This is a genomic window from Exiguobacterium sp. B2(2022), from assembly GCF_028823655.1.
In the GTDB taxonomy this organism is placed as follows: Bacteria; Bacillota; Bacilli; order Exiguobacteriales; family Exiguobacteriaceae; genus Exiguobacterium; species Exiguobacterium aestuarii_A.
Window position 1 is genome coordinate 1 of record NZ_JAPEHX010000038.1, and the last position, 22,699, is coordinate 22,699.

Annotated in this window: 20 protein-coding genes; 1 reads left to right on the plus strand and 19 read right to left on the minus strand. The window is 48.2% G+C overall.

Translation table 11 applies throughout. The features are described from left to right. Positions 1-191: 191 nt before the first annotated feature. The 19 genes from ON063_RS09000 to metG all read right to left on the minus strand — a co-directional run bounded on the left by ON063_RS09000 (position 192) and on the right by metG (position 22,071). A complete protein-coding gene (locus ON063_RS09000) occupies positions 192-2,804 on the minus strand; it encodes a YhgE/Pip domain-containing protein (RefSeq protein WP_274664910.1) in 2,613 nt (870 codons plus the stop codon). 202 nt (positions 2,805-3,006) lie between these two features. Then, positions 3,007-3,525, minus strand: a complete 519-nt coding sequence (locus ON063_RS09005) for a S1 domain-containing RNA-binding protein (protein WP_274664911.1) — start codon at positions 3,523-3,525, stop codon at positions 3,007-3,009. 74 nt (positions 3,526-3,599) lie between these two features. Beyond that, a complete protein-coding gene (locus ON063_RS09010) occupies positions 3,600-3,974 on the minus strand; it encodes an FtsB family cell division protein (RefSeq protein ID WP_074036621.1) in 375 nt (124 codons plus the stop codon). 42 nt (positions 3,975-4,016) lie between these two features. After that, entirely contained in the window at positions 4,017-4,289 is a 273-nt protein-coding gene (locus ON063_RS09015) for an RNA-binding S4 domain-containing protein (protein ID WP_214697198.1), read from the minus strand. Further along, a complete protein-coding gene (gene mazG / locus ON063_RS09020; protein WP_274664912.1) occupies positions 4,286-5,701 on the minus strand; it encodes a nucleoside triphosphate pyrophosphohydrolase in 1,416 nt (471 codons plus the stop codon). The genes ON063_RS09015 and mazG overlap by 4 nt, the downstream gene beginning before the upstream one ends. A 1-nt stretch (position 5,702) precedes the next feature. Further along, a complete protein-coding gene (locus tag ON063_RS09025; protein WP_274664913.1) occupies positions 5,703-7,250 on the minus strand; it encodes a polysaccharide biosynthesis protein in 1,548 nt (515 codons plus the stop codon). Further along, the gene (mfd, locus tag ON063_RS09030) at positions 7,234-10,761 is read right to left on the minus strand and encodes a transcription-repair coupling factor (RefSeq protein ID WP_274664914.1); all 3,528 of its coding nucleotides are present in this window, start codon (positions 10,759-10,761) and stop codon (positions 7,234-7,236) included. Before mfd ends, ON063_RS09025 begins: the two co-directional genes overlap by 17 nt. Before the next feature lie 45 nt (positions 10,762-10,806). Further along, a complete protein-coding gene (pth, locus tag ON063_RS09035; protein WP_214697190.1) occupies positions 10,807-11,364 on the minus strand; it encodes an aminoacyl-tRNA hydrolase in 558 nt (185 codons plus the stop codon). A gap of 55 nt (positions 11,365-11,419) precedes the next feature. Further along, positions 11,420-12,376: a ribose-phosphate diphosphokinase gene (locus tag ON063_RS09040; protein WP_214697188.1), complete on the minus strand. Its 957-nt coding sequence runs from the start codon at positions 12,374-12,376 to the stop codon at positions 11,420-11,422. Positions 12,377-12,421: 45 nt separating this feature from the next. Further along, positions 12,422-13,777, minus strand: a complete 1,356-nt coding sequence (glmU, locus tag ON063_RS09045) for a bifunctional UDP-N-acetylglucosamine diphosphorylase/glucosamine-1-phosphate N-acetyltransferase GlmU (protein WP_274664915.1) — start codon at positions 13,775-13,777, stop codon at positions 12,422-12,424. 184 nt (positions 13,778-13,961) lie between these two features. After that, positions 13,962-14,261, minus strand: a complete 300-nt coding sequence (spoVG, locus tag ON063_RS09050) for a septation regulator SpoVG (protein WP_274664916.1) — start codon at positions 14,259-14,261, stop codon at positions 13,962-13,964. Between the two features lie 140 nt (positions 14,262-14,401). Further along, positions 14,402-15,226: a pur operon repressor gene (gene purR, locus ON063_RS09055; RefSeq protein ID WP_012727734.1), complete on the minus strand. Its 825-nt coding sequence runs from the start codon at positions 15,224-15,226 to the stop codon at positions 14,402-14,404. A 73-nt stretch (positions 15,227-15,299) separates the two neighbouring features. Next, the gene (ispE, locus tag ON063_RS09060; protein ID WP_214761693.1) at positions 15,300-16,163 is read right to left on the minus strand and encodes a 4-(cytidine 5'-diphospho)-2-C-methyl-D-erythritol kinase; all 864 of its coding nucleotides are present in this window, start codon (positions 16,161-16,163) and stop codon (positions 15,300-15,302) included. Positions 16,164-16,263: 100 nt separating this feature from the next. Continuing rightward, positions 16,264-16,500, minus strand: coding sequence for a Veg family protein (locus tag ON063_RS09065; protein ID WP_012727736.1), 237 nt, complete (start codon positions 16,498-16,500; stop codon positions 16,264-16,266). A gap of 82 nt (positions 16,501-16,582) precedes the next feature. Next, the gene (gene rsmA, locus ON063_RS09070) at positions 16,583-17,461 is read right to left on the minus strand and encodes a 16S rRNA (adenine(1518)-N(6)/adenine(1519)-N(6))-dimethyltransferase RsmA (protein WP_214761670.1); all 879 of its coding nucleotides are present in this window, start codon (positions 17,459-17,461) and stop codon (positions 16,583-16,585) included. Next, complete coding sequence (rnmV, locus tag ON063_RS09075) at positions 17,458-18,018, minus strand: ribonuclease M5 (protein ID WP_274664917.1); 561 nt, start codon at positions 18,016-18,018, stop codon at positions 17,458-17,460. The genes rsmA and rnmV overlap by 4 nt, the downstream gene beginning before the upstream one ends. Then, positions 18,011-19,261, minus strand: coding sequence for a 3D domain-containing protein (locus ON063_RS09080; protein ID WP_274664918.1), 1,251 nt, complete (start codon positions 19,259-19,261; stop codon positions 18,011-18,013). The genes rnmV and ON063_RS09080 overlap by 8 nt, the downstream gene beginning before the upstream one ends. A gap of 32 nt (positions 19,262-19,293) precedes the next feature. Then, positions 19,294-20,061: a TatD family hydrolase gene (locus ON063_RS09085; protein ID WP_274664919.1), complete on the minus strand. Its 768-nt coding sequence runs from the start codon at positions 20,059-20,061 to the stop codon at positions 19,294-19,296. Positions 20,062-20,112: 51 nt separating this feature from the next. Beyond that, positions 20,113-22,071, minus strand: coding sequence for a methionine--tRNA ligase (gene metG, locus ON063_RS09090; RefSeq protein WP_274664920.1), 1,959 nt, complete (start codon positions 22,069-22,071; stop codon positions 20,113-20,115). A gap of 330 nt (positions 22,072-22,401) precedes the next feature. On the opposite strand from metG, the gene ON063_RS09095 reads away from it, so the two are divergent. Next, on the plus strand, positions 22,402-22,695 hold the full coding sequence (locus ON063_RS09095) for an AbrB/MazE/SpoVT family DNA-binding domain-containing protein (protein WP_012727742.1): 294 nt from the start codon (positions 22,402-22,404) through the stop codon (positions 22,693-22,695). Positions 22,696-22,699: the final 4 nt, after the last annotated feature.

Here is a 22,699-nt window from a genome sequence, read left to right on the forward strand (position 1 = left end):
CGACCTCACGGGTATGAACCGTACGCTCTAGCCAGCTGAGCTACACCGCCATGTTATTGTTGTGTCCTAAGCACATTTTCTATAATAACCAGTCACCATTCGAGTGTCAATTCTTTTTTGAAATTTTTTAATAAAAAAATCGTGCATAGTGTCATCTTCATCACTATACACGATTTCATTACTTTTTTACATCATGCTTCTGATACAACTTGGCGATATTTTTTCTTCCATGCGATTCGGAAGTACGCCCACAGTAATGCAAAGCATCCAACAGCCACAAATGCTAAATACGCTGTCGCCGTCTGCAAATACTGTGCACCGTCAGCTGACAAGATTTCTTTATATCCGGCAACCGTATACGTCATTGGAAGGAGCGCATTGAACGGTTGCAACGCTCGTGGAATCAACTCGAGCGGGAACGTTCCGGCAGAAGTCGTCAATTGCAAAATCAATAAGACGATTGCTACAAAACGTCCTGGGTTCCCGAGTGTGGTGACGAGTAACTGCACAATAAAGAGGAATGTGATGCTCGTCAACCAACTGAATCCGAAGAATTTCAATGGTTCGCTTACTTCAAGTCCTAATAGTTGCACCATCGCCACGTCTAAAATGAGCGCTTGAAGGAATCCAACGACCATGAGAACACCAGACTTCGACAATACCCATGATAGACTACGTTTTGGATGTCCAGCTGGATCGTACAATGGATAGACGATTGATAAGAGAAGCGCCCCGACAAAGAGTCCGAGTGACATGAAGTATGGAGCAAACCCTGTACCATAGTTCGGTACCTCATGAATCGAGTTATCGACGAGAGACACTGGTCCTGCCATCATCTCGACATTCTCATCGTTCAATCCGATATCTGCATCTTCCGCACCTTTGACTAGAGCGTCACGAAGTTCATCGCTACCTGATGCGAGATCTGTCATTCCATCTGCGAGTTCTCCGCTACCATCTGAAAGTTCTCGTCCGCCGTCCGCGAGCTGATTCGCACCGTCCGTCAACTTGCTTGTTCCTGCCCCGGCAGTCTTCGCGCCATCGGCAAGTTTACGACTACCTTCTTGAAGTTTTTGCCCACCGTCCGCTAATTGAGTAGCACCATTCGCCAACTCACTCGTTCCCGAACTTGCGCTTTTCGCACCATCGGCAAGCTTCACACTACCTTCAGACAACTGTCCAGTCGCGGCTACGAGTTTGTCACTGCCTGCCGTAAGTTCAGTTGTCCCGTCTTGAAGTTGTGTTGCACCTTGATTGAGTTTTGAACTCGCTGACACGAGTTCTTGTGAACGATCGGCTGCAGTTTGTGTCCCTTGCTCGATTTGACTCGAACCACTTGCTAATGCCTGAGCACCTTCCGCTAACTTCGTTTGACCCGTGTTCAATTCAGAAAGTCCTGACGAAAGTTGTCCTGCACCTGTTTCTGCTTGTGCAAGACCTGCCGCCAATGAGGTTTGTCCCTCTTTCACTTGCGTCGCCCCTGCAGCTAATTGATCAAACCCAGCCGCTGTCGCTTGTTGTCCTTCAGTGAGTTGTGCTGCGATGGCTTGAAGCATTTCAGGTGACGCAGATTGACCGGACTCAGCAAGTGCCGTTAATTGTCCAATCAACTCATCCTGTTTCGCCGTCAATTCGGATTTCATTTGTCCGATTCCATTGACCACTTCAGTTTGACCCGCGATGAGAGCAGTGTTTCCTTCTTTCGCTTTCGTCAATGCACCTGCTAGTTGGTTTGCGCCGTTATTCAATGCGGCCGCCCCTTCTTTTGAGCGCTCGATGCCAGCAGCAAGGTCTTGAACGCCTTGATTCAACGTTTTCGCACCTGTGTGAAGTTCATCTAATTTGGACGCGAATGCCCCTGTTCCTTCGACGAGCTGGCTCGTTCCGTCTTGTAAGGCGGATGCGCCATCATTCACGCGGTGTACCCCGTCTGACAAAGCGGTTGACCCGTCGTACACTTGCTGACTTCCATCCGCGAGTGCCGATGAACCTTCTGCCAACTGAGTCACACCATCGTTTAACTGGCTTGCACCGTTAGCGAGCTCACGCTGTTTCGTCGCAAGAAGTTTCGTCCCGTCCGCGAGTTCAGATGAACCGTCGGACAACTGAGCGATTCCGTCATTTAACTCACTTGCACCATCTGCAAGTTCGCGTTGTTTCGTGGCGAGAAGTTCCGTTCCATCCGCCAATTTGACGGCACCATCCTTCGCTGACGTAGAACCGTCGGCAAGTTTTGTCGCACCATCCGCGGCTTCACCAAGTCCGTCCGCCACGTCATTCAGTCCATCTTTCAATGCACTGACGTACTGTTTCGATACCTCGGTCGAAAGCTCTGCTTTCACTTGCTCCATTGCAGAGCCACCGATTTGTGCGGCTAGGAAGTTATACGATTCATTCGCAATGTACTTCAATTCAAGTTGCTCTGGATGTTCATCTAGAGCGGTCGTCGCCTTCTCCGAAAAGTCTTCTGGAATCTCGATTGCCATGTAATAATCATGATCTTTCAATCCAGATTCTGCTTCTTTCTTTGTCGTCTCGACAAACTCGAAGGCTTCCGAATCTAGCAACTTATCAATCAGATCGTTTCCGATTTCAAGTGACTCCCCTTCAAACGATGCCCCTTTGTCTTCGTTGACGATGGCGACCGGTAAATCTTTCATCTGTCCATACGGATCCCAGAAAGCCCACAAAAACATACCAGCATACATTAACGGTACGAGTGCGACTGCGAGAATCGGAACCAACACACGTGGGTTCTTAAAGATACTCCGCCACTCCGCCGTCCATAGTTTCCATCCATTCATTTTTTCTCTCCACCTTCACTTATAAAACATAACTATTTTTTCATGTTCCCTATTTTGCTCTCTTCCTCAAAAAAAATCAACTATATTTAGTTATTTTTTATAAATTTTTTAAAACAAAAAAAGCCGTGAACAAAAATGTTCACGACTTGTCTTGTTACAAGACCTATATGGTTACGAGTAGAAGCTAATTGGTATCGAAGGATTACCCGCGTTTGGCTCCACGTCCACCGCGTTTCGAATCTGTTTGACGTTTCAACGTCGAAAGACGCTCGTCGCTGTCTTTCAAGAATTTGTTCATCAACGTATCGAATGTTTCTGGTTCACGACGTTGTTCACCACGACGACCGCCGCCGCGTGGACCGCCGCCACCGCGTGGACCACCGCCACCGCGCGGCCCGCCTTGACTTGGGCCACCTGGACGTGGGCCACGAGAGAAACGCTCACCGGCTGGACGCTCTGGACGCTCAGGGCGTTCACTTACAGGACGATCGACTGCTTTCTTGATGGATAACCCGATTTTCCCATCATTTTCGACGTTCAACACTTTTACCGTGACTTCTTGACCGACTGTCAACACTTCGTTAATGTCTTTGACGTAAGAGTCCGCCACTTCACTGATGTGTACTAATCCTGTCTTGCCGTTTGGGAGCTCGACGAACGCTCCGAAATGCGTAATCCCTGTAACCTTACCTTGTACCTTGCTTCCTACTTCAATTGACATAAAATAATGTACTCCTTTTTTGATTGATTCTTTTCAATTATACGAGTCGTTTCCCTAGCGGTCAACGAACCGACTTATTCCTCTGGGGAGAAGTAGAAAATAATCTCTCCATCTTTGGAGAAGAGGAGCTCGTTTCGCGCTAAGTTCGCGATATAATCCTCATCCTGCAAACGTTCCACTTGTTCCTTCAACTCATCTTGCTCGGCTTTCTGCTCTTGCAACTCCACTTTCGCTTGTGCGTAAGCTTGTTGTTGGTCCGATACATAGCCTACCTTTGAAAAGTAACTCTGTCCAATCAATACCATGACGAATAAAAATAGGAGTGAGGCTGCCGCCAAACGACGTCGAAGATGAACTCTTCGGCGATGTGTGTCTTTTTCCAGCTGTTCTCTACGCTCATCTAGCGCTCGAATGCGCCGTTGTCGATCCATCGGATTACGTCCGTTCATCGCCTCATCCCCCTCCTCTTCATACATTAAGTATACTTTTTTTTACGAGTCGATACTACCGTCCATCTTCTCTTCTTTAAGTAAACGATACATTTCTTTCGCATCTTCTTTGCGCGCATGTTCCGCAATTGAGTCAATGACGACCGTGACGAGCTTGTTTCCGAATCGAATTTGCAGCTCGTCTCCGACTTTAACATCGGTACTCGCCTTCGCCACTTGCCCATTTAGCTGAATCCGCCCTTGATCTGCCACTTCTTTTGCGAGCGTGCGTCGCTTGATCAAGCGGGATACTTTCAAAAATTTATCTAATCTCATAACCCGTTCTCCTTTGCCTCGTTCCAAAGAGCATCCATCTGTTCGAGCGTCATCTGCTGAAGATCACCATTCGCTTCTATATACTCGAATCGACGTTTGAACTTTCGGTTCGTCTGTTCTAACGCTTGCTCGGCATTTAGCCCAACGTATCGCGCGATGTTGACGATGGAGAATAATACATCGCCAAGTTCTGATTCGTCACTCAATTCCTCACGCCACTCGTGCAGTTCTTCTTCCAATTTTTCGAAAGCGCCCGACACGTCATCCCATTCGAATCCGATTTGGCCGGCTTTCTTTTGAAGTTGTTCAGCACGCATCAATGAAGGTTGGTCGACGAGTACACCATCGAGTTGCGATTGTTTCTTTTCCCCTTTTTCCGCTTGTTTAATCGTATTCCAATTTTTTACCACATCAGAGGCATCTTCGACGGTGACATCTCCGAAGACGTGCGGATGACGGCGGACCATCTTTTCACTGATTGCCCCGATGACATCACGAATATCGAAATATCCTTCGTCTGCACCAATTTGGGCATGTAACATGACTTGAAGCAACACGTCACCGAGTTCCTCGATGATGGCATCGTCATCTTCTGCGTTGATGGCTTCAATGAGTTCATACGCTTCTTCTAATAAATACTTCCGAAGCGACTCATGCGTTTGTTTGCGATCCCACGGGCAACCGTCCGGTCCACGAAGTGTGGCGATGATTTGTTTGAGCGTTGCAAAGTCTTTTGCCAAATAAGCTTCATCCGCGAGTGGCGGAACATAGAGCGTCGTCAAGTTGTTCACTTCCGCCATGCGGTCCATCTCGAACAACGGAATGTGTTCGATTCGTTCTTGTGTGGTACCCGCAGCTGTCACAAGTGTAACAGGGTGCTCATCCGGATAACGTTCCATCAGTTGCACTTTTACGTCTCCCGCTACAAATCCATCGTACACTTGACCAATCAACACATGTTGCGTCACTTGCAGGCGTTCAAGGTCGAGCGCCGTCGCATCCAACAACTGAAAGCCGTTGATTGGATCGATTTGCAAAGCTTGGAACATCGCATCTAAGAAGCTTTGCCCGCCGAGTACGTGAAGGTCCGCTCCACGTTCCACCAAAAGCTCGACAGTTCGCTCGGCGACGAACGGGTGACCGGGTACAGCATACGTGATAGCCATCTCTTCACTTTTGTTCATCAACGTCTCGACAATTTGATCGTACACCTCTTCAAACGTATCACTCGATTCATAAATTGAATCAAACGACTCGAATGCGAGCCCTTCTGACTCTAACTCACGTACGACAGGGTGTTCTTTCGTCCGTAGCCAAACGAGCGGTTGTTGCTTCAAATGACGGTACACTCCGAGTGGCAATTGATTCAGCTCACCAGATCCAAGACCGACCACCGTGATTGTATAACCCATACTAGTTCTCCTTTTTTTCAAGCACATCGAGTAAACGACCTCCGAACGGGATGAATTCCCATTCCTCAAGTGATAGCATTCGCGTGCTCCATAATCTCCATATATAAAGGACGGCTCCGCTACATACCATCCCGATTAACCATCCGAAGGCTGCGATTCGCGAATCGACCCACATCTGACCAACCCAGTTTAACACGGCAACGAGTAATAACATGGGCACCAGCGCTTTCGATAGCGATTTGTAATGCTTCGACCGAAACGACCCGAGTGGAATCGAACGGTCGAGCGCCCGAAAGTTATAGAACGCCATCGCCAAAAAGCTGAGTGAGGTACCGATGGCCGCCCCTTCAATCCCATAGAAGGGGACAAGCCCCACGTTTACGACACCTTTTGCCAAAATCGCGACAATCATACTGCGAGCCGCAATCCATTCACGGTCGATTGCTTGAAGGCAAGTCATGCTTGCAATCGCTAACGATGCCGCAAACGTACTCGTTGCCAATAACACGAGCGCCCGCGTACCTGACCCATCTTCAAACAAGGCAACGTTTAAGAAAAACATCACCCCCATCAATCCGACGGTCGCAGCACCCGCAATGGCTGTTGTCACCCGAATCATCGAACGGAGCCCTTGCGTCGTTTTTTGCAGATGTCCCGCTCGATAATGTCGGACGAGTGTTGGCACATTGGCCATACCGATGGTCGTCGCAAACAGAATCGCAAATTGGACAAGTGGATATCCCCGGTCGAACACGCCTTTGCTCACTTTCGCCTCGTACGTCCCCCCCATTAAATTGACGATTGTAAAGGAGTCGACGAGTTGCATCCATAAGATTCCGAGCGAGGCAAATCCGACCGCGAGCCCTGTCGTCAACAATAGGCGCAATCCATGTTGAAACGTGACACGTCGTACTTTTACGATTCGTAAGCCGCGCGCCTGATAGATTAAAAAGGCAATCGCCACAACCCCACCGATAAGCGTCGCACCATACGCGTATTGACTGAGCGTGTATGCATCTTTTCCAAGACGCACGCCAATCCATAATAGCGAAAGCATGACCGTCACACGTACAAAATTCTCTAACACTTGCGACCATGCGCTCGGTCGTAAATCATCCCTGGATTGAAAGGCACCACGTAACACGGCGGACGCCGGCATGAGTAAGTAACTCAAACTGATCACGCGAAGCGCCGGGGCCAACTGTTCATCCCCGAGCCACATTGCGAGTGTCGGGGCGAAGATCCACATCGTGACAACAAGCGTGATAGAAAGAAGAAGCAACGCATAAAAACTGCTCCATAACACTTCTAGCTTCTGGTTCGACCCCTTCGCGCCGACTCCTATTTTCGCAATGACTACCGGCATCGCATAAATTCCGAGCGATGCGACAATCGCGGCGAACGGATAGACGGTTTGATAAGCATAGAGTCCAAAGTCACCCGCCAAATTTTGATACGGGACGCGATACGCGAAGCTAATCAGTTTCGATACGTAACCGGCAAGAGCGAACAGGACGACACCTTGTGCAAACTTACTTGGCGACCGCATCGCCCACCAACCGCTTCGTCAGTTCTTCTAATACAGTATCGGCATCATTCAAGAGCTCTGTGAGTGGCATTCGACCGCTGAGTGACAATTTCAAGGCTCCGTCTTCTTGACCGATTCCTAGTTTACGGCCGAGCGGCATCGTCCATTCCATAAAGGATGGTACATCGAGGACTGTCGTCGAATCTTTCGATAAGACAATTTCAATCCGTCCAGGCGTTTGTTTGATTCGGCTCACTTTCGCCAGTTCTCCGTAAATCCGTAGACGTGTCAGCTGAATGAGAAGGGCGACTGGTTCTGGGAATTCCCCAAATCGCTCAATCAATTCGTCTTGTAAGGCGAACAATGCGTTTGGTGTATCGACGTATTTGAAACGCTTATACATCTCAATCTTCAGCTCACTATCCGACAAATAGTCGTCCGGGATGTAGGCATCTGCTTGGAAGGCGATTTCTGGCTTGAAGACGACTTGTTTCGCTTGTCCACGCATTCGGTCTTTCCGTTCCTCAATCGCTTCGGAGAGCATTTGAGAATAGAGGTCGAAGCCGACTGAATCGATGAATCCAGATTGTTGTGCACCTAGCAAGTTACCAGCACCTCGAATCGACAAGTCGCGCATCGCGATCTTAAAGCCGCTTCCGAGTTCGGTGAATTCTTTAATGGCCTGAAGACGACTTTCTGCTACTTCGGTCAAGCGCTTATCTTTTCGATACGTGAAGTAAGCATATGCAATTCGATTCGAACGTCCGACTCGACCACGAAGTTGATACAGTTGGGAAAGTCCCATCTTGTCAGCATCATGGACAATGAGTGTATTGACGTTTGGAATGTCGATTCCTGTCTCGATAATCGTCGTCGAGACTAAAATATCTGCCTCTCCTTCGAGGAAACTGATTAACTGGCTTTCGAGTTCGCTCTCGGTCATGCGGCCGTGTGCCGTCGCGATACGTGCCTCAGGCAATAGGGCTCGAATCTCTTCCGCTTTCCGTTCGATGCCTTCGACACGGTTGTAGAGGAAGAACGCCTGTCCTCCACGCGCAAGTTCACGCTCTAACGCTTCACGTAAGACGATGCCGTCATATTCCATGACATACGTCTGAACCGGGTAGCGGTTCTCTGGCGGTGTTTCTAACACAGATAAGTCGCGGATTCCAATCATCGACATATGAAGCGTTCGCGGAATCGGTGTGGCCGTCAACGTGAGTACGTCGATGTTCGTCTTCAACTGTTTCAGACGTTCTTTATGCTTGACGCCGAACCGTTGCTCTTCGTCGATGATGACGAGACCGAGGTTCGCGAACGTCACGTCTTTTGACAACACTCGGTGTGTCCCGACGACGATATCAATCGTCCCTTCCTTCAAGCCCTTCTTCGTCGCAGCCATCTCACTCTTTGAGCGGAAACGACTCATGACAGAAACGTTAATCGGAAATTCACTGAATCGCTCGAGCATCGTTTCATAATGTTGTTGGGCGAGGACGGTCGTCGGGACGAGAAATGCGACTTGTTTTCCAGCGAGCACCGCCTTGAATGCCGCTCGGATTGCCACTTCTGTTTTGCCGTAGCCGACATCCCCACATAAAAGACGATCCATCGGACGTGAACGTTCCATGTCCGCTTTAATCTCAGCAATCGAGCGGACCTGGTCCTCTGTCTCCGCATAAGGGAAGGAGGATTCAAATTGTCCCATTTCCTCATCATCCGGTGGAAACGCAAATCCGACCGAAGCTTCTCGTGCCGCATATAATTTAATGAGCTCATCTGCGATATCTTCAACCGACTTGGCGACTTTCGATTTAACTTTCTTCCACTCGGTGCCTCCGAGTTTATAAATTTTCGGTTCTTTTCCTTCGGCGCCGACATATTTTTGAACGAGATCAATTTGATCGACCGGCACATAGAGCGCATCATCACCGGCATACACGAGATGGAGATAGTCCTGATGAATCCCTCCGACCTCGATGGTTTTAATGCCTAAATACTTCCCAATCCCATGATGCACATGGACGACATAGTCGTTCGGTTTCAACTCTTGATAACTCTTAATCCGTTCTGCGTTCGTTAAGTTTTTCGTCTGACGCTTCCGTTTCGTCACACGTTTAAACAATTCCTCTTCTGATACGACGACGAGGCGACTCGTCGACAATTCAAATCCACCTTCGATTTGACCGATGATGACGGATACGCGTCTCGGTTCTAATTCTCCATCGACATTCGTGAACGTTGAATGAATGCCGTAGTCCGAAAGGAGCGCTTCAATCTTGTCCGCGCGTGACTTATCCCCCGCAAGCACGACAATGCGTTGATCTCCTTGTTGCCAGCGTTCCACTTCTTGCTTTAACAGGTGCATCTGCCCATGAAATGCCGGGAGTGGACGACAGCTCAAATGTACCGTCGCAGTTTCCGGAATCCCTGAGCGACGAGATGGAAGTAGCGAGAATGCCACTTGTTTCAAGTCACAAAACACTTTGTGCATCGGGACAGCAAGCGTGTAATTGCTGACCGCCTCTCCTTTTTCGATGAGTGAAGAGAACCATTCCGCCTCTTCCCGCTCCTGTACGTCCGCGGCATCATCGATTCGTGCCACTTCATCTAAAATGAGTACAGCGTCTTTGCCTACGTAGTCTAAGAGCGTGGACGTATAAAGGAGTGGCGAATACTTTCCAACTTTATCCGGGAAATCGCCACGCTCTAAGCGCTCGATGTCAGTTACGACTCCTTCCTCAAGCGCTTGACGAATCACTTCGTTCTCAATCAACTCGACGGTCCGGTCATATTGTTTCCGGAGTGAACGCCCGGCTTGTTTCAACTGATCGTCAGTAGCGATGAACTCGGTGGCAGGTGTGATGCACACTTCCCCTACCACACCGAGCGAACGTTGCGTCTCGGCATCGAACGTGAAAATGGAATCGATCTCGGTATCAAATAAATCGATTCGATACGGACGCGCTTCTGTGAGCGGGTAGACGTCCAAAATACTGCCTCGTACGGAAAACTCGCCTGGCGTCGTCACAGTCGCCGTTCGTTCATACCCCATATCTGTCAATTGCTTCGCAAAGTCTGCCAACTCAAGATCACTTCCCGGCTTTAGCATGACACGACTATGTTGCCACGCTTCCGGGCTCGGCATATAGCGTCGTAATCCACCGAGCGGCACGACAACGACGCCTCCTGTTTGGTCAAGGAGACGAGTACGGGCATCGATTCGAGCGGCCAACAGCTCAGGACTAGACGTCAGCGACAGTTCAGCGGCCAGCGTCTCATCAATCGGATAAAGCAATGTTTTTTCCGGTCCGATGAGTGATTCGAGTTGATCGAACATTTTTTGTGCTTGATACATGTTATGCGTCACGACGACGAGACGTCTCGATGACGATTTCACAAGTCCTGCGAGGACGAGAGCTTTCGCGCTTGTCGTCAGTCCCGTCACTAATTGACGGTCTACTTTTTGTAGCCGCTCACGAATCACGTTCGTCTCCGGGAGCGCCACCATAAATCTCTCTAAAGCATTCATTTGTTTTCCTCCAACTCATACGACAAAAAAGGGTGCTATGACCCTTTAGTTGTATCGATTCATCAGCGCTAGCCAATCTGTATCTACGAAATCAGTGGCTGCGGTTACGGCGTTGTCGAGTGTTTCGTTCAACTCTGGCAAGTCCTCTTTCCGATAGTTCATCAACACCCAGTCGACGACTTTGATCGGGTGAGGAGGACGTCCAATCCCAAGTTTCAATCGCTTGAATTCTGCAGTCCCTAAGTGTTGAATGAGCGATTTGATTCCGTTGTGACCACCTGCACTCCCTTTCGGACGGAAGCGCAGTTTTCCTGGCACCATATCCAAATCGTCATAGATGACAAGTAAATCGTCAATCTCAATCTTATAATAATCTAAAATTGGACGGACGGCTTCACCCGATAAGTTCATATACGTAAGGGGTTTAACAAGTACAACGCGTTCACCATTGATTCTTCCCGTTCCCATAAGGGCGTTAAACTTCGCTTCATTCAGCGAGATCCCATGCTTTTCAGCGAGGCGATCAATTGCCAAAAAACCGATGTTATGTCGGGTCATCTCAAACTTTTTACCAGGGTTTCCAAGACCGACGATGCATTTCATATCATTTCCTCCTGAACAAAAAAGCCCAAAGGCGAATGCCTCCGGGCCTCGTTTTTTAATCGAATAGGGTACTGACCGATTTGTGCTCGTGGACACGCATGATCGCTTCCCCAAGCAAATGGGCAACCGACATCTGTCTGATTTTGCTCGAGCATGGACGACCCGTCAAATCGATTGTATTTAAAACAACCAATTCTTTGATTGATGAGTTGTCGATACGCTCCATCGCTGGACCAGAAAGGACTGGGTGCGTACAAGACGCATACACTTCTTTCGCGCCAGCTTGGACGATTGCATCCGCTGCAAGCGTGATCGTTCCCGCTGTATCGATGATATCATCAATCAAAATTGCTGTTTTCCCTTCAACGCTTCCGACGATGTTCATCACTTCAGCGACGTTCGCTTTCGGACGACGCTTATCAATGATAGCAATCGGAGCTTTCAAACGTTCTGCCAATTTACGTGCACGTGTCACGCCACCGTGGTCTGGAGAGACAACCACGATATCCTTCGCTTGAAACTCTTCTGTTTCAAAGTACGTCGAGATGAGCGGCACACCGAGTAATTGGTCAACCGGAATATTGAAGAATCCTTGGATTTGCGCTGCATGCAAGTCCATTGTGATGACGCGTGTCGCACCTGCTACTGTCAAAAGGTCAGCGACAAGTTTCGCCGTGATCGGCTCACGCGAGCGTGCTTTACGGTCTTGACGTGCATATCCGTAATACGGCATCACGATGTTGATCGTACGGACAGAAGCACGTTTGAGTGCATCAATCATGACGAGCAATTCCATGAGCGTTTCGTTTACAGGTGAGCTTGTTGATTGGATGACATACACATCATCTCCACGAACACTTTCCTCGATGTTGATATAGAGTTCACCGTCGCTGAAACGTTTGACTTGGCAATCACTGAGCGGGACACCAATTTCTTTCGCGATTTCTTCAGCAAGCGGGCGGTTCGAGTTTAAGCTAAATAGACGAATTTCTCGTTCGTATACAGTAGACATGTTTAGGATTCTCCTCCATCGTTTTCCATAATGATTGGCAGCAAGTTATCGTTTTGTGTAACCTTCTTTATTCGTTTGGCGTTCACGTGCAATCGCGAGCGCCTCTTCCGGTACGTCATTCGTAATTGTCGAACCGGCTGCGACAATCGCACCTTTTCCGACTTTTACCGGGGCAATCAAGTTGACGTTACAGCCGACGAACGCATCGTCTTCTACCACTGTATCGAACTTGTTCTTGCCGTCATAGTTTACCGTGATTGATCCACAACCTAAGTTGACACGTTCGCCGATTGACGCATCTCCGATGTAGCTCAAGTGCGAAGCTTTCGCACCGTCACCAAACGACGATTTTTTAATCTCGACGAAGTTTCCGACGCGTGTGTTCGCACCAAGTACAGCTTGTTGGCGCAAGTGAGCGAACGGTCCGACTTGAGCCGCTTCACCGATTTTGCTATCTGTCACGACAGACTGGCGCACGACAGCATGATCTTCAATCACACTGTTGCGGATATCTGAGTTCGGTCCGATGACACATTCCGAACCAATTGTCGTCTTCCCAAGGATGACCGTACCCGGATAGATGATCGTATCCGAACCAATCACCACATCTGGAGAAATGTACGTCGATGCCGGGTCCATGAACGTGACGCCTTCACGCATGAGACGTTCGTTCGTGCGTTTGCGCATGATTGCTTCCGCCTGTGACAAGGCAACGCGGTCATTGACTCCGATTGTCTCATCAAACGTTGGCGCTGTATGTGCTGCGACGACTTCGCCAGCTTCTTTTGCAATCGAGATGACGTCAGGCAAGTAGTATTCGCCTTGCGCGTTATTGTTTCCGACTTGTTTGAGCGCGTCGAACAATAACTCGTTATCGAACACGTACGTTCCCGTATTGATTTCATTGATGGCAAGTTCTGTCTCAGAAGCATCTTTATGCTCAACGACTTTCGTCACGTTCCCATCTTCACCACGAACGACACGACCGTATCCTGTCGCATCGTCTGCAATCGCAGTCAACACAGTAACTTTCGCTTGTTGCGCCTCATGATGAGCGAGAAGGGCTTCCAACGTTTCTGCCGTTAGTAACGGTGTATCTCCGCAGACGACAAGTGTCGCCCCTGCTTTACCCGCAAGCTCTGCTTCTGCCATTTGAACAGCATGCCCTGTTCCAAGTTGTTCTTCTTGGACCGCATATTCCACTCGTGTGCCGAGCGTATCTTGTACCGCTTCCGCCCCATGGCCAACGATTACGATTTGACGACTGACACCGATTTGGTCTAACTGGTCGACAACATGCTCGACCATCGGTTTTCCTAGAACCGGATGAAGTACTTTATAAAGCTTCGACTTCATTCGCGTCCCTTTTCCTGCTGCCAAAATGACTGCAAAACGCTCCATTCTTCATTCGCTCCTATCTCACAACAGCTGTGATTGGTCTGTATAGTTCGGCTTTTCTGCAACTAAATCCTATTTACACCGTTTCTACTATATCGAAACCATGCCTTCGTTTCAATAGTTGTACCATTCCTTAACCAATGAAACGCAAAAAAACAGCGGTAGGTAACCTAACCGCTGTTTGATATCATTCACTCGTTCCGTAAGACACGTGCTGGGGGTCCAGTACATCCACTTCCATTTTGGAATAGGTTTCCAATACAGCCGCTTCAACTTTCTGTCGCATCTCCCCGTTAATCGGATGCGCGATGTCCCGAAAAATACCTTCTGGTGTCCGTTTGCTCGGCATGGCGACAAATAGACCGCTACTTCCTTCGATGATTCGAAGGTCATGTACAACGAATTCATAGTCAAGTGTGATTGAGGCCAACGCTTTCATTCTGCCTTCTGTCGCGACTTTGCGAATTTTTACGTCTGTGATCTGCATGTTTCGCATCCCCTTTTTCATCGTTGTCTATGCCATGGTGTGGTCTTCTGTAAGGTTCAGTTGGTTTCGAACGAACGTCATGACTCGATATTGATAACTCTATACCCTCTAATCATAAATCGAAATCAAAATTTTGCCAATCATTTTAGGAACTGTTCCACATTCCCCCGTGAAATGGTGACAAGCCCTTCATCCGGGTCGACGTTCGTCAATTTCATCAAGCTGACGTATTCGCTGACCATCTTCTTCTCGGCACCTTCTGCTTCCATCAACACACCGACACCTGCCAGGTTCGCCTCGAATTCGTTCAAGAGACTCATCATCCCCCGAATCGTTCCCCCCGCTTTCATGAAGTCATCGATCAAGAGCACGTTCGCCCCACGCGGCAGGCTACGACGTGCGAGCGCCATTGTGCGAATCGCCTTCGAAGAACCTGATACATAATTGATACTGACCGTCGATCCTTCTGTTACACGACTATCTGAACGAACGATGACGAATGGTACACCTAATTGTTCTGCGACAGCATAAGCAAGGGGGATCCCTTTCGTCGCAATCGTCATGACCACGTCGACTTTACGATCGGCGAATACAGACGCAAAGACTTGTCCCATCGGTTTCACCTGACTCGGATTGCCTAGTACATCTGTGAGGTAGAGATAGCCCCCTGGTAAGAGACGCTCCGGTTTTGATAATTGCTCACAGAGCGTATCAATCATCTCAAGCGATTTTTCCTTACTCCAGCCTGGGATAAACATCACACCACCCGCTGCACCAGGAACGGTCACAAGCTTTCCGATTCCATCATGAGACAACATCTCACTCACGATGACAAGATCTTCACTGATTGACGACTTTGCGGCTTTATAGCGACTTGAAAACATCGACAACGAGACAAGCTGATGCGGATGGTCAAGCAAATAACGGGTCATATCGACGAGACGACCACTTCTACGAATTTTCATACGGATTCTCCTTCACATCTTCAATGATAAACGAATGTTCTATTGAGAATATATCACTTTCATTCGTTTTTGTTCAATGTCTTTTGCCGAGAATCCGAACGACGAACACTTCTGGGCAAAATCCTTTTAGACCGTTATAGATGCGATGCGCCTTTTGCTCATGCTCAATGAGCGCAAAGACAGTTGGTCCACTACCGCTCATGAGAACACCTTCTGCCCCACAATGCCGCATCGTTTCTTTGATTTGTTTCACTTCCGGATGAAGCTTGAGCGTCACACTCTCGAGCGAGTTTCCAAGATTTTCGCAAATCCCATGAAAATCTTTTTGACGAATCGCTTCTACCATGGCACCTGTGTTCGGATGATGAACCTCATCCATACGCACGGCGCGATACACATCTGCAGTCGATACTCCTAGCTTGGGCTTTCCGAGTACGACGTAGCATGGCGGCGGTGCCGGAATCATTTCTAACTGTTCACCACGACCTCGAGCAATGGCTGTCCCACCGATGACACAAAATGAAACGTCAGACCCGATCTCCGCACCGAGCTCTGCTAGCTCTTCTAATGACAAGTTTAACGAGAATAACTCGTTCATTCCACGAAGTGTCGCCGCTGCATCACTCGAGCCACCAGCAAGCCCAGCTGCCACTGGAATTTGTTTATCGAGTACAATCTCCACACCTTGTTGAATATTAAAACGTTCCCGCAACAACTCTGCTGCACGATATGCCAAGTTCCGATGATCATTCGGCACATAGGCGTGCTCTGATTGAATCCGAATCTCATCCGAATCTAAAATCGTCAACTCTAAGCGGTCTGCTAAATCGACTGTCGTCATTACCATTTCTACTTCATGATAGCCGTCCGGACGCTTTCCGAGGACATCGAGCGTCAAATTAATTTTTGCCGGCGCTTTCACACTGATCGTGCGCATCACGTTCACCCTTCCCATTTGTCTCCTGTTCGACATTGTACCGTAAACAGGCGCACAAAAAAAGAAGCAGCTGCCAATGCATCCGCCCCTCATTTATAAATCAATTGCCGAATTCAATTTTAACTGTATCCGTTAGGACATCAGCGTAGCTATACGAGACACGTTCCACATTATGCAGGTCTTCATCCAATTTCACAACGAACACCGCAGGATATGTCTCAACGAGCGTTCCAAACCGAGTAACGACTTTCTTACGACCGCCGTTTGCTTTCAACGTCAATCGTTCACCAACATGCGATTCGAGTTTCTGTCTGATTTCTTGTAACGTCTTTGGCATACGCTTCACCTCACTGTTACAAGTATAGCATAATTGAATATGAAAATAAAGTTTAATATTATAACGACTCGTTTTAAGGTCGTCAACTATTTTTAAGTGGTAAAATTGTGTCAGACAATCGTGCGAATTCTTCTAGGCTTAACGTCTCTCCCCGACGTTTCGGATCGATTCCTGCCTCATGAAGCGCGCGTTCAAGTTCGACTTTGTGTTCTTTTCCAATATAGTTTGTTAAGTTGTTCAGAATGGTTTTACGGCGTTGTGCGAAGCTTGCGCGTGCGATATCAAAGAAAAAGGCTTCGTCTTTCACCTGCACCGCCGGCTCTTTGCGCATACGGAGTGTAATGACTGCCGAATCGACGTTCGGCGCCGGAATAAACACGTTCTTTGGAACGACAAAACTGACTTCTGCCTCTGCGTAATACTGAATCGCAATCGATAGCGAACCGTATGCCTTCGTCCCGGGTTTCGCCCCAATCCGTTCTGCCACTTCTTTTTGAATCATCATCACGAGCGAGCGGAATTTCACACCACTTTCAAGCAATCGCATGATAATCGGTGTGGTGACATAGTATGGTAAGTTGGCAACAACCGAGATATCTTCAATGCCTTCTTTCAAAAATTCCTGTTCCACAATCTCGCGTAAATTTAATTCTAAAGCATCTCCATGGATGACTTTCACGTGAGGATACGGAGACATCGTATCCTCCAGAATCGGTAAGAGACGCTGATCGATTTCAAGCGCCACGACTTTCTTGGCACGCTTGGCCGATTGCTCAGTCAACGAACCGATCCCTGGTCCGATTTCGAGGACACCACTCGACTCACTGAGTTCCGCCGCACCGACAATCTTACTTAAAATATTTAAATCGATTAAAAAGTTTTGACCGAGCGATTTTTTAAATGAAAAACCATGTCGCTCCAAAATGGCTTTCGTTCGTTGGATTGTTGCAATATCTTTCAACCCTGTTCCTCCTCTAATTGAGCAAGTGCTTGCTCCCACTCTTCGACTGTGACGCCGAGCGCCTCGACTCGTTTCACGAATTGTTTCGCATTCGGCTCACCGATTCGAAGCAATACACCGAGTCGCTTTCGACGTTTCGCTGCCGCTTCTCCACCGATCAAATCCGCGTCCAACACCATTTTCCGCGTGACAATCGGCTGGTTTGTTTCAATACGTGGTTCAAATACGGCGCGTAAGACACGGCGAAGCGACTCCGGGGTCGCATGTTCCACTCCGATTTTCCCACGTTTCCCTTTTGCCTCAGCACGTGGCAGATGGGCATGCTTACACCCTTTGACCCGCTCTTCGACGATTGCTCGAATACGGTCTCCTGGATAATCCGGATCGGTCAAAATGATGACCCCACGCTTCTCTTGCGCACGGCGAATTCGTTCAATCGTCTGATTGGATACGGCAGAGCCGTTCGTTTCAATCGTATCGACCTCAAACACTTCCTGAAGTCGCGCCGTATCGTCACGACCTTCTACGACGATAATTTCTTGTATTTTCTCACGCATTGTCTGTTCCTTCTTTCTCTTCTTCCTGCTTTGGAATGACCCAAATGGTAAGCGGCTTGCGACCAAACGTCACGGCCTCCTCCTTTTTATCCATCATGATGTCGATTTTTTGACCTTTGATCGCACTTCCCGTATCTAGCGCAATCGCCATGCCGATTCCTTCCACATACACGCGGGTACCGAGAGGAATGATGGCAGGGTCGACGGCGATGATGCGCATGCCCTCAAAGAGAATCGTATCCGTCACATCATAACCGCTTCTTGTCAGCACTCGTCCGTCATACGTCACCGTGTCTTCTGGATTGTTCGTATAAGCTGTTGCTTCCACGAGTAACTGTTTCGCGGATGAGAAATCTAACACATCGTCCGTTTTCGGCGGCTCTGCTATCTCGACTTCAGCTTCCGGGATGAATGGGCTCGATTCGTCCGCTGTCGTAGGCTCTGTAACGGGCTCTGTGACCTTTTTCGTCCCGACTTTGATGATCTGTGGCATTGCTTTACGTAACGTCTCGACTTCCGTTTTCGTACGATTTGTAATTGTACCATTTTCCACAGTAAGTGCATACCTTGTCCGTTCGAGTCCAGGAACTCCGACTTGCACGGTTTGCTTCACACCTTCTTCGAGCGTGTCATCCTCTTCCTCAACCATATCGTACGGAATCAATTGACTCTCGTATTGAACGACGTCACGATTCGTATTGACCGTGATCGTCAGGCCATCCCGTATCGGTGTCGATGCGTCTGGTAGCACTGTGTCACGTTCTGTCACGTCAACATTCGCTTCTCTTAATAATTGCGCTACATCCGTTGCCATCGTATAGATGGTCGACGCATCTTGCCCGACGATTAAATTGACGGCAACAACCGGCTGGTAGCGAATTGTCATCCCATTCGTGACGGCAGTACGCACAGACGGATAAACCGTATCTCCGTCCCGTACAGTCACCCCGTACCGCAATAAGACGTCCGCTACGGTCCGCTCTCTCGTTTGAATGACTTCTGTTTGTCCGTATCCGATTTGAAGCGAAACCTCATGTGAACGTTCGATTCGTATGAGTCGATCTTCCGGAACGTCCTCACTCAATGCCGGAGTAACGTAATCCGTTTCGTCTAATGTGATATTCAATTCCTCGAGTACCTCGAGGACGGAATCAGCCCGTGTCTCATGCTCGATTACCACGCCATCATCGATGACCTTGATCGGTTCAGGTTGCAACATGACGTATGCGACAGACGCAGTCACAATCACGCCTATACTGGCGAATACACGCTTGATCATGGGAGGCGGAACAGTTTCTTCGCGTTGACCGTCGTCGCTTCTGCCAACTCCTCATACGAGATGTCTCGAAGTGACGCGATTTCTTCCGCAACGTACTTCACATAGGCCGGTTCGTTTCGTTTTCCGCGGAACGGAGTCGGCGTCAAGTATGGGCAGTCCGTTTCGACAAGAAGACGATCTAACGGTACTTCTTGTGCGACTAACTTTGGAACTTTCGCATTTTTAAACGTAACCGGTCCTCCTAAAGAAATATAGAAGTTCAAGTCTAGGCAACGAGGGAGAAGTTCTACTGACATGCTGTAACTATGGAACACCCCACCGACTTCCTCCGCATGTTCTTCTTCCAAAATATCGAGCACGTCTGCCGTTGCTTCGCGGTTATGGATGACGATTGGCATATTTGTCCGTTTCGCGATGGCAATCTGTTGACGGAATAGGCGCTGTTGTACATCTTTCGGTGACTTATCCCAATGATAGTCGAGACCGATTTCACCGAGTGCCATCACTTTTGGGTGACTCATGAGTGTCTCGATCCGTTCTAAATCCGCATCCGTACAGTCGATCGCATCGACCGGGTGCCATCCGACGATGGCATAGATGTCTTCATGTGTTTCGGCTAGCTCGATGGCTCGGTCGATGGTCGGCGTATCAAATCCGACGACGAGTAGCGGAGAAACGCCGGCTTCTCTTGCCCGTTCAATCGTCTCCTCCACATCTTCATTGAACTGCTCCGCATTAATGTGCGTGTGTGTATCAATCAACATCTTGGTTCCTCCTTAGAAAAAGAGAGGGAGACCGTGGTCTCCCCCATTTCATTATTTGACGATGGCACCGTTCGGCATCTGATCAGAGACTGTCGCGAGTTCTAGCTTCCCATCACGGTCCGCAGCTAAAATCATCCCTTGTGACAATTCTCCACGAAGCTTGACTGGTTTCAAGTTTGCGACAACGATCACTTTCTTGCCAACTAAATCTTCAGGGGCATACCATTCAGCAATACCTGACACGATTTGACGCGTCTCTTTCCCGAGATCGACTTGAAGTTTCAACAGTTTTTTCGCTTTTTTGATTTTATCGGCTTCCACGATTTGACCGACACGGAATTCGACCTGATCAAAGACATCAATCGTGATTTCAGGACGAACGTCTTCATCGACTTCTTCTGTCGATGTCTCCGTTTCCTCAATCCGCGCTTTCGACGCTTGACGCATCATTTCTTGGATCGCATCCACTTCTTCCTTCACGTCACGACGCGGGAAGATTGGTGTCCCGTCTGTTACGACAGCGTTATTGAAGTCGGCAAACGTCTCTAGCGCTTCCCAAGACATGTCTTCCCCTTCGAGTCCGAGCTGACGGAACATTTCTTTCGGTGCACGTGTCATGAACGGTTGAATCATGATGGCAACGTGACGAAGTACGCCCGCGAGGTGTGTCATGACAGAAGCGAGTTCTTCGCGCTTCGATTCATCTTTCACGAGTACCCATGGCTGTGTCTCATCAATATATTTATTCGCACGGCTGACGAGCTGCCAGATGTTTGTGAGGGCGACCGAAAACTCCATGTGCTCCATAGCTTCTTCTGTTTTACGAGTCGTTTCTTTCACCATGCTCAATAACGCGTCATCAAACGCTGTGACATTTCCGTTGTACGCCGGAATGTTCCCATCGAAATACTTTTTAATCATCGCAATCGTACGATTCAATAAGTTTCCGAGATCGTTCGCTAAATCAAAGTTCAAGCGATCGACGAACGCTTCCGGTGTGAACGTACCGTCTGCTCCGAATGGTACTTCACGAAGAAGATAGTAACGAACAGAATCAAGTCCATAGCGGTCAATCAACGGAATCGGATCTACCACGTTTCCTTTTGATTTCGACATCTTCCCGTCCTTCATGAGCAACCAACCATGCGCAAACACCTGTTTTGGTAATGGAAGGTCAAGCGCCATTAAGAGGGCTGGCCAAATAATCGTGTGGAAACGAACGATTTCCTTTCCGACTAAATGGACATCTGCCGGCCAATAGCGATTGAAGAGCTCGTCGTTGTCTGTCCCGTACCCGAGTGACGAGATATAGTTCGTGAGCGCGTCGACCCATACGTAAACGACGTGTTTTGGGTTCGATGGGACTTGTACGCCCCAATCAAACGTCGTACGTGATACCGCTAAATCTTGAAGACCTGGCTTCAAGAAGTTATTGATCATCTCTGTCTTACGAGATTCTGGCAAGATAAAATCAGGATGTGACTCGAAATATTCAATCAAGCGATCCGCATATTTGCTGAGACGGAAGAAATAGCACTCTTCGCGCACAAGCTCGACCGGATGTCCGCTGTCAGGACTTTTTCCATCGACAAGCTGGGACTCTGTATAGTACGTCTCATCTGGTACAGAATACCATCCTTCGTATTCACCAAGATAAATGTCTCCATTTTTAAGTAACGTTTCAAAGACGTGTTCGACAACCTTCTTATGACGGTCTTCTGTCGTACGGATGTAATCATCGTATGAAATCTCAAGACGGTCCCATAAGACTTTGATTTCTTCGACAACTTCATCGACGAAGGCTTGTGGCGTCACGCCTGCTTCTTTCGCCTTTTCTTGAATCTTTTGACCATGCTCATCCGTTCCCGTCAAATAGCGGACGTCAAATCCTTTTAAACGTTTGTAGCGAGCAACCGCATCACCTGCTACCGTGGTATATGCGTGTCCGATATGCAATTTTGCACTCGGATAATAAATTGGGGTTGTAATATAAAAAGTCGGCTTCGCCATGATTTATTCTCCATCCTTTCGACATATGCAATTCTCATTATACACGGTTCGACAAAAGAATTTCCAAACCTAATTGTTTGGAATTATTTTGCGTTTAGTTCGTCATAAATGTTCCAAAAATACCCTTTCTTTGTTTCAAGTTCAAACTATCGGGGAAATTTAGGTATATATCGCTCTTGATTCGACAAATTTCGAAAAATTGCTTTTCCAGATAGTAAGCAGTTGACTGCAATTGGAAAGTTTAGTATGCTTTTTGCTGTAGTCACATTGTCGAATTTTGACGATTCATGTCACCACGAGATTTCGACACCATTGGAGGAGGAAACACAAATGAAATCTACAGGTATTGTTCGTAAGGTTGATGAGCTTGGTCGTGTCGTTATTCCAATCGAATTGCGCCGTACACTTGGGATCGCAGAAAAAGATGCTCTCGAGATTTACGTCGACAACGATCAAATCGTTTTGAAAAAATATAAGCCAAACATGACTTGCCAAGTTACAGGTGAAGTATCAGACGATAACTTCAAATTGGCAGACGGCAAACTCATCTTGTCACCAGAAGGTGCACAACGTGTTCTCGTTGAATTGAAGAACATGCTCGAAAACTACTACAGCGAAGAGTAAGCAA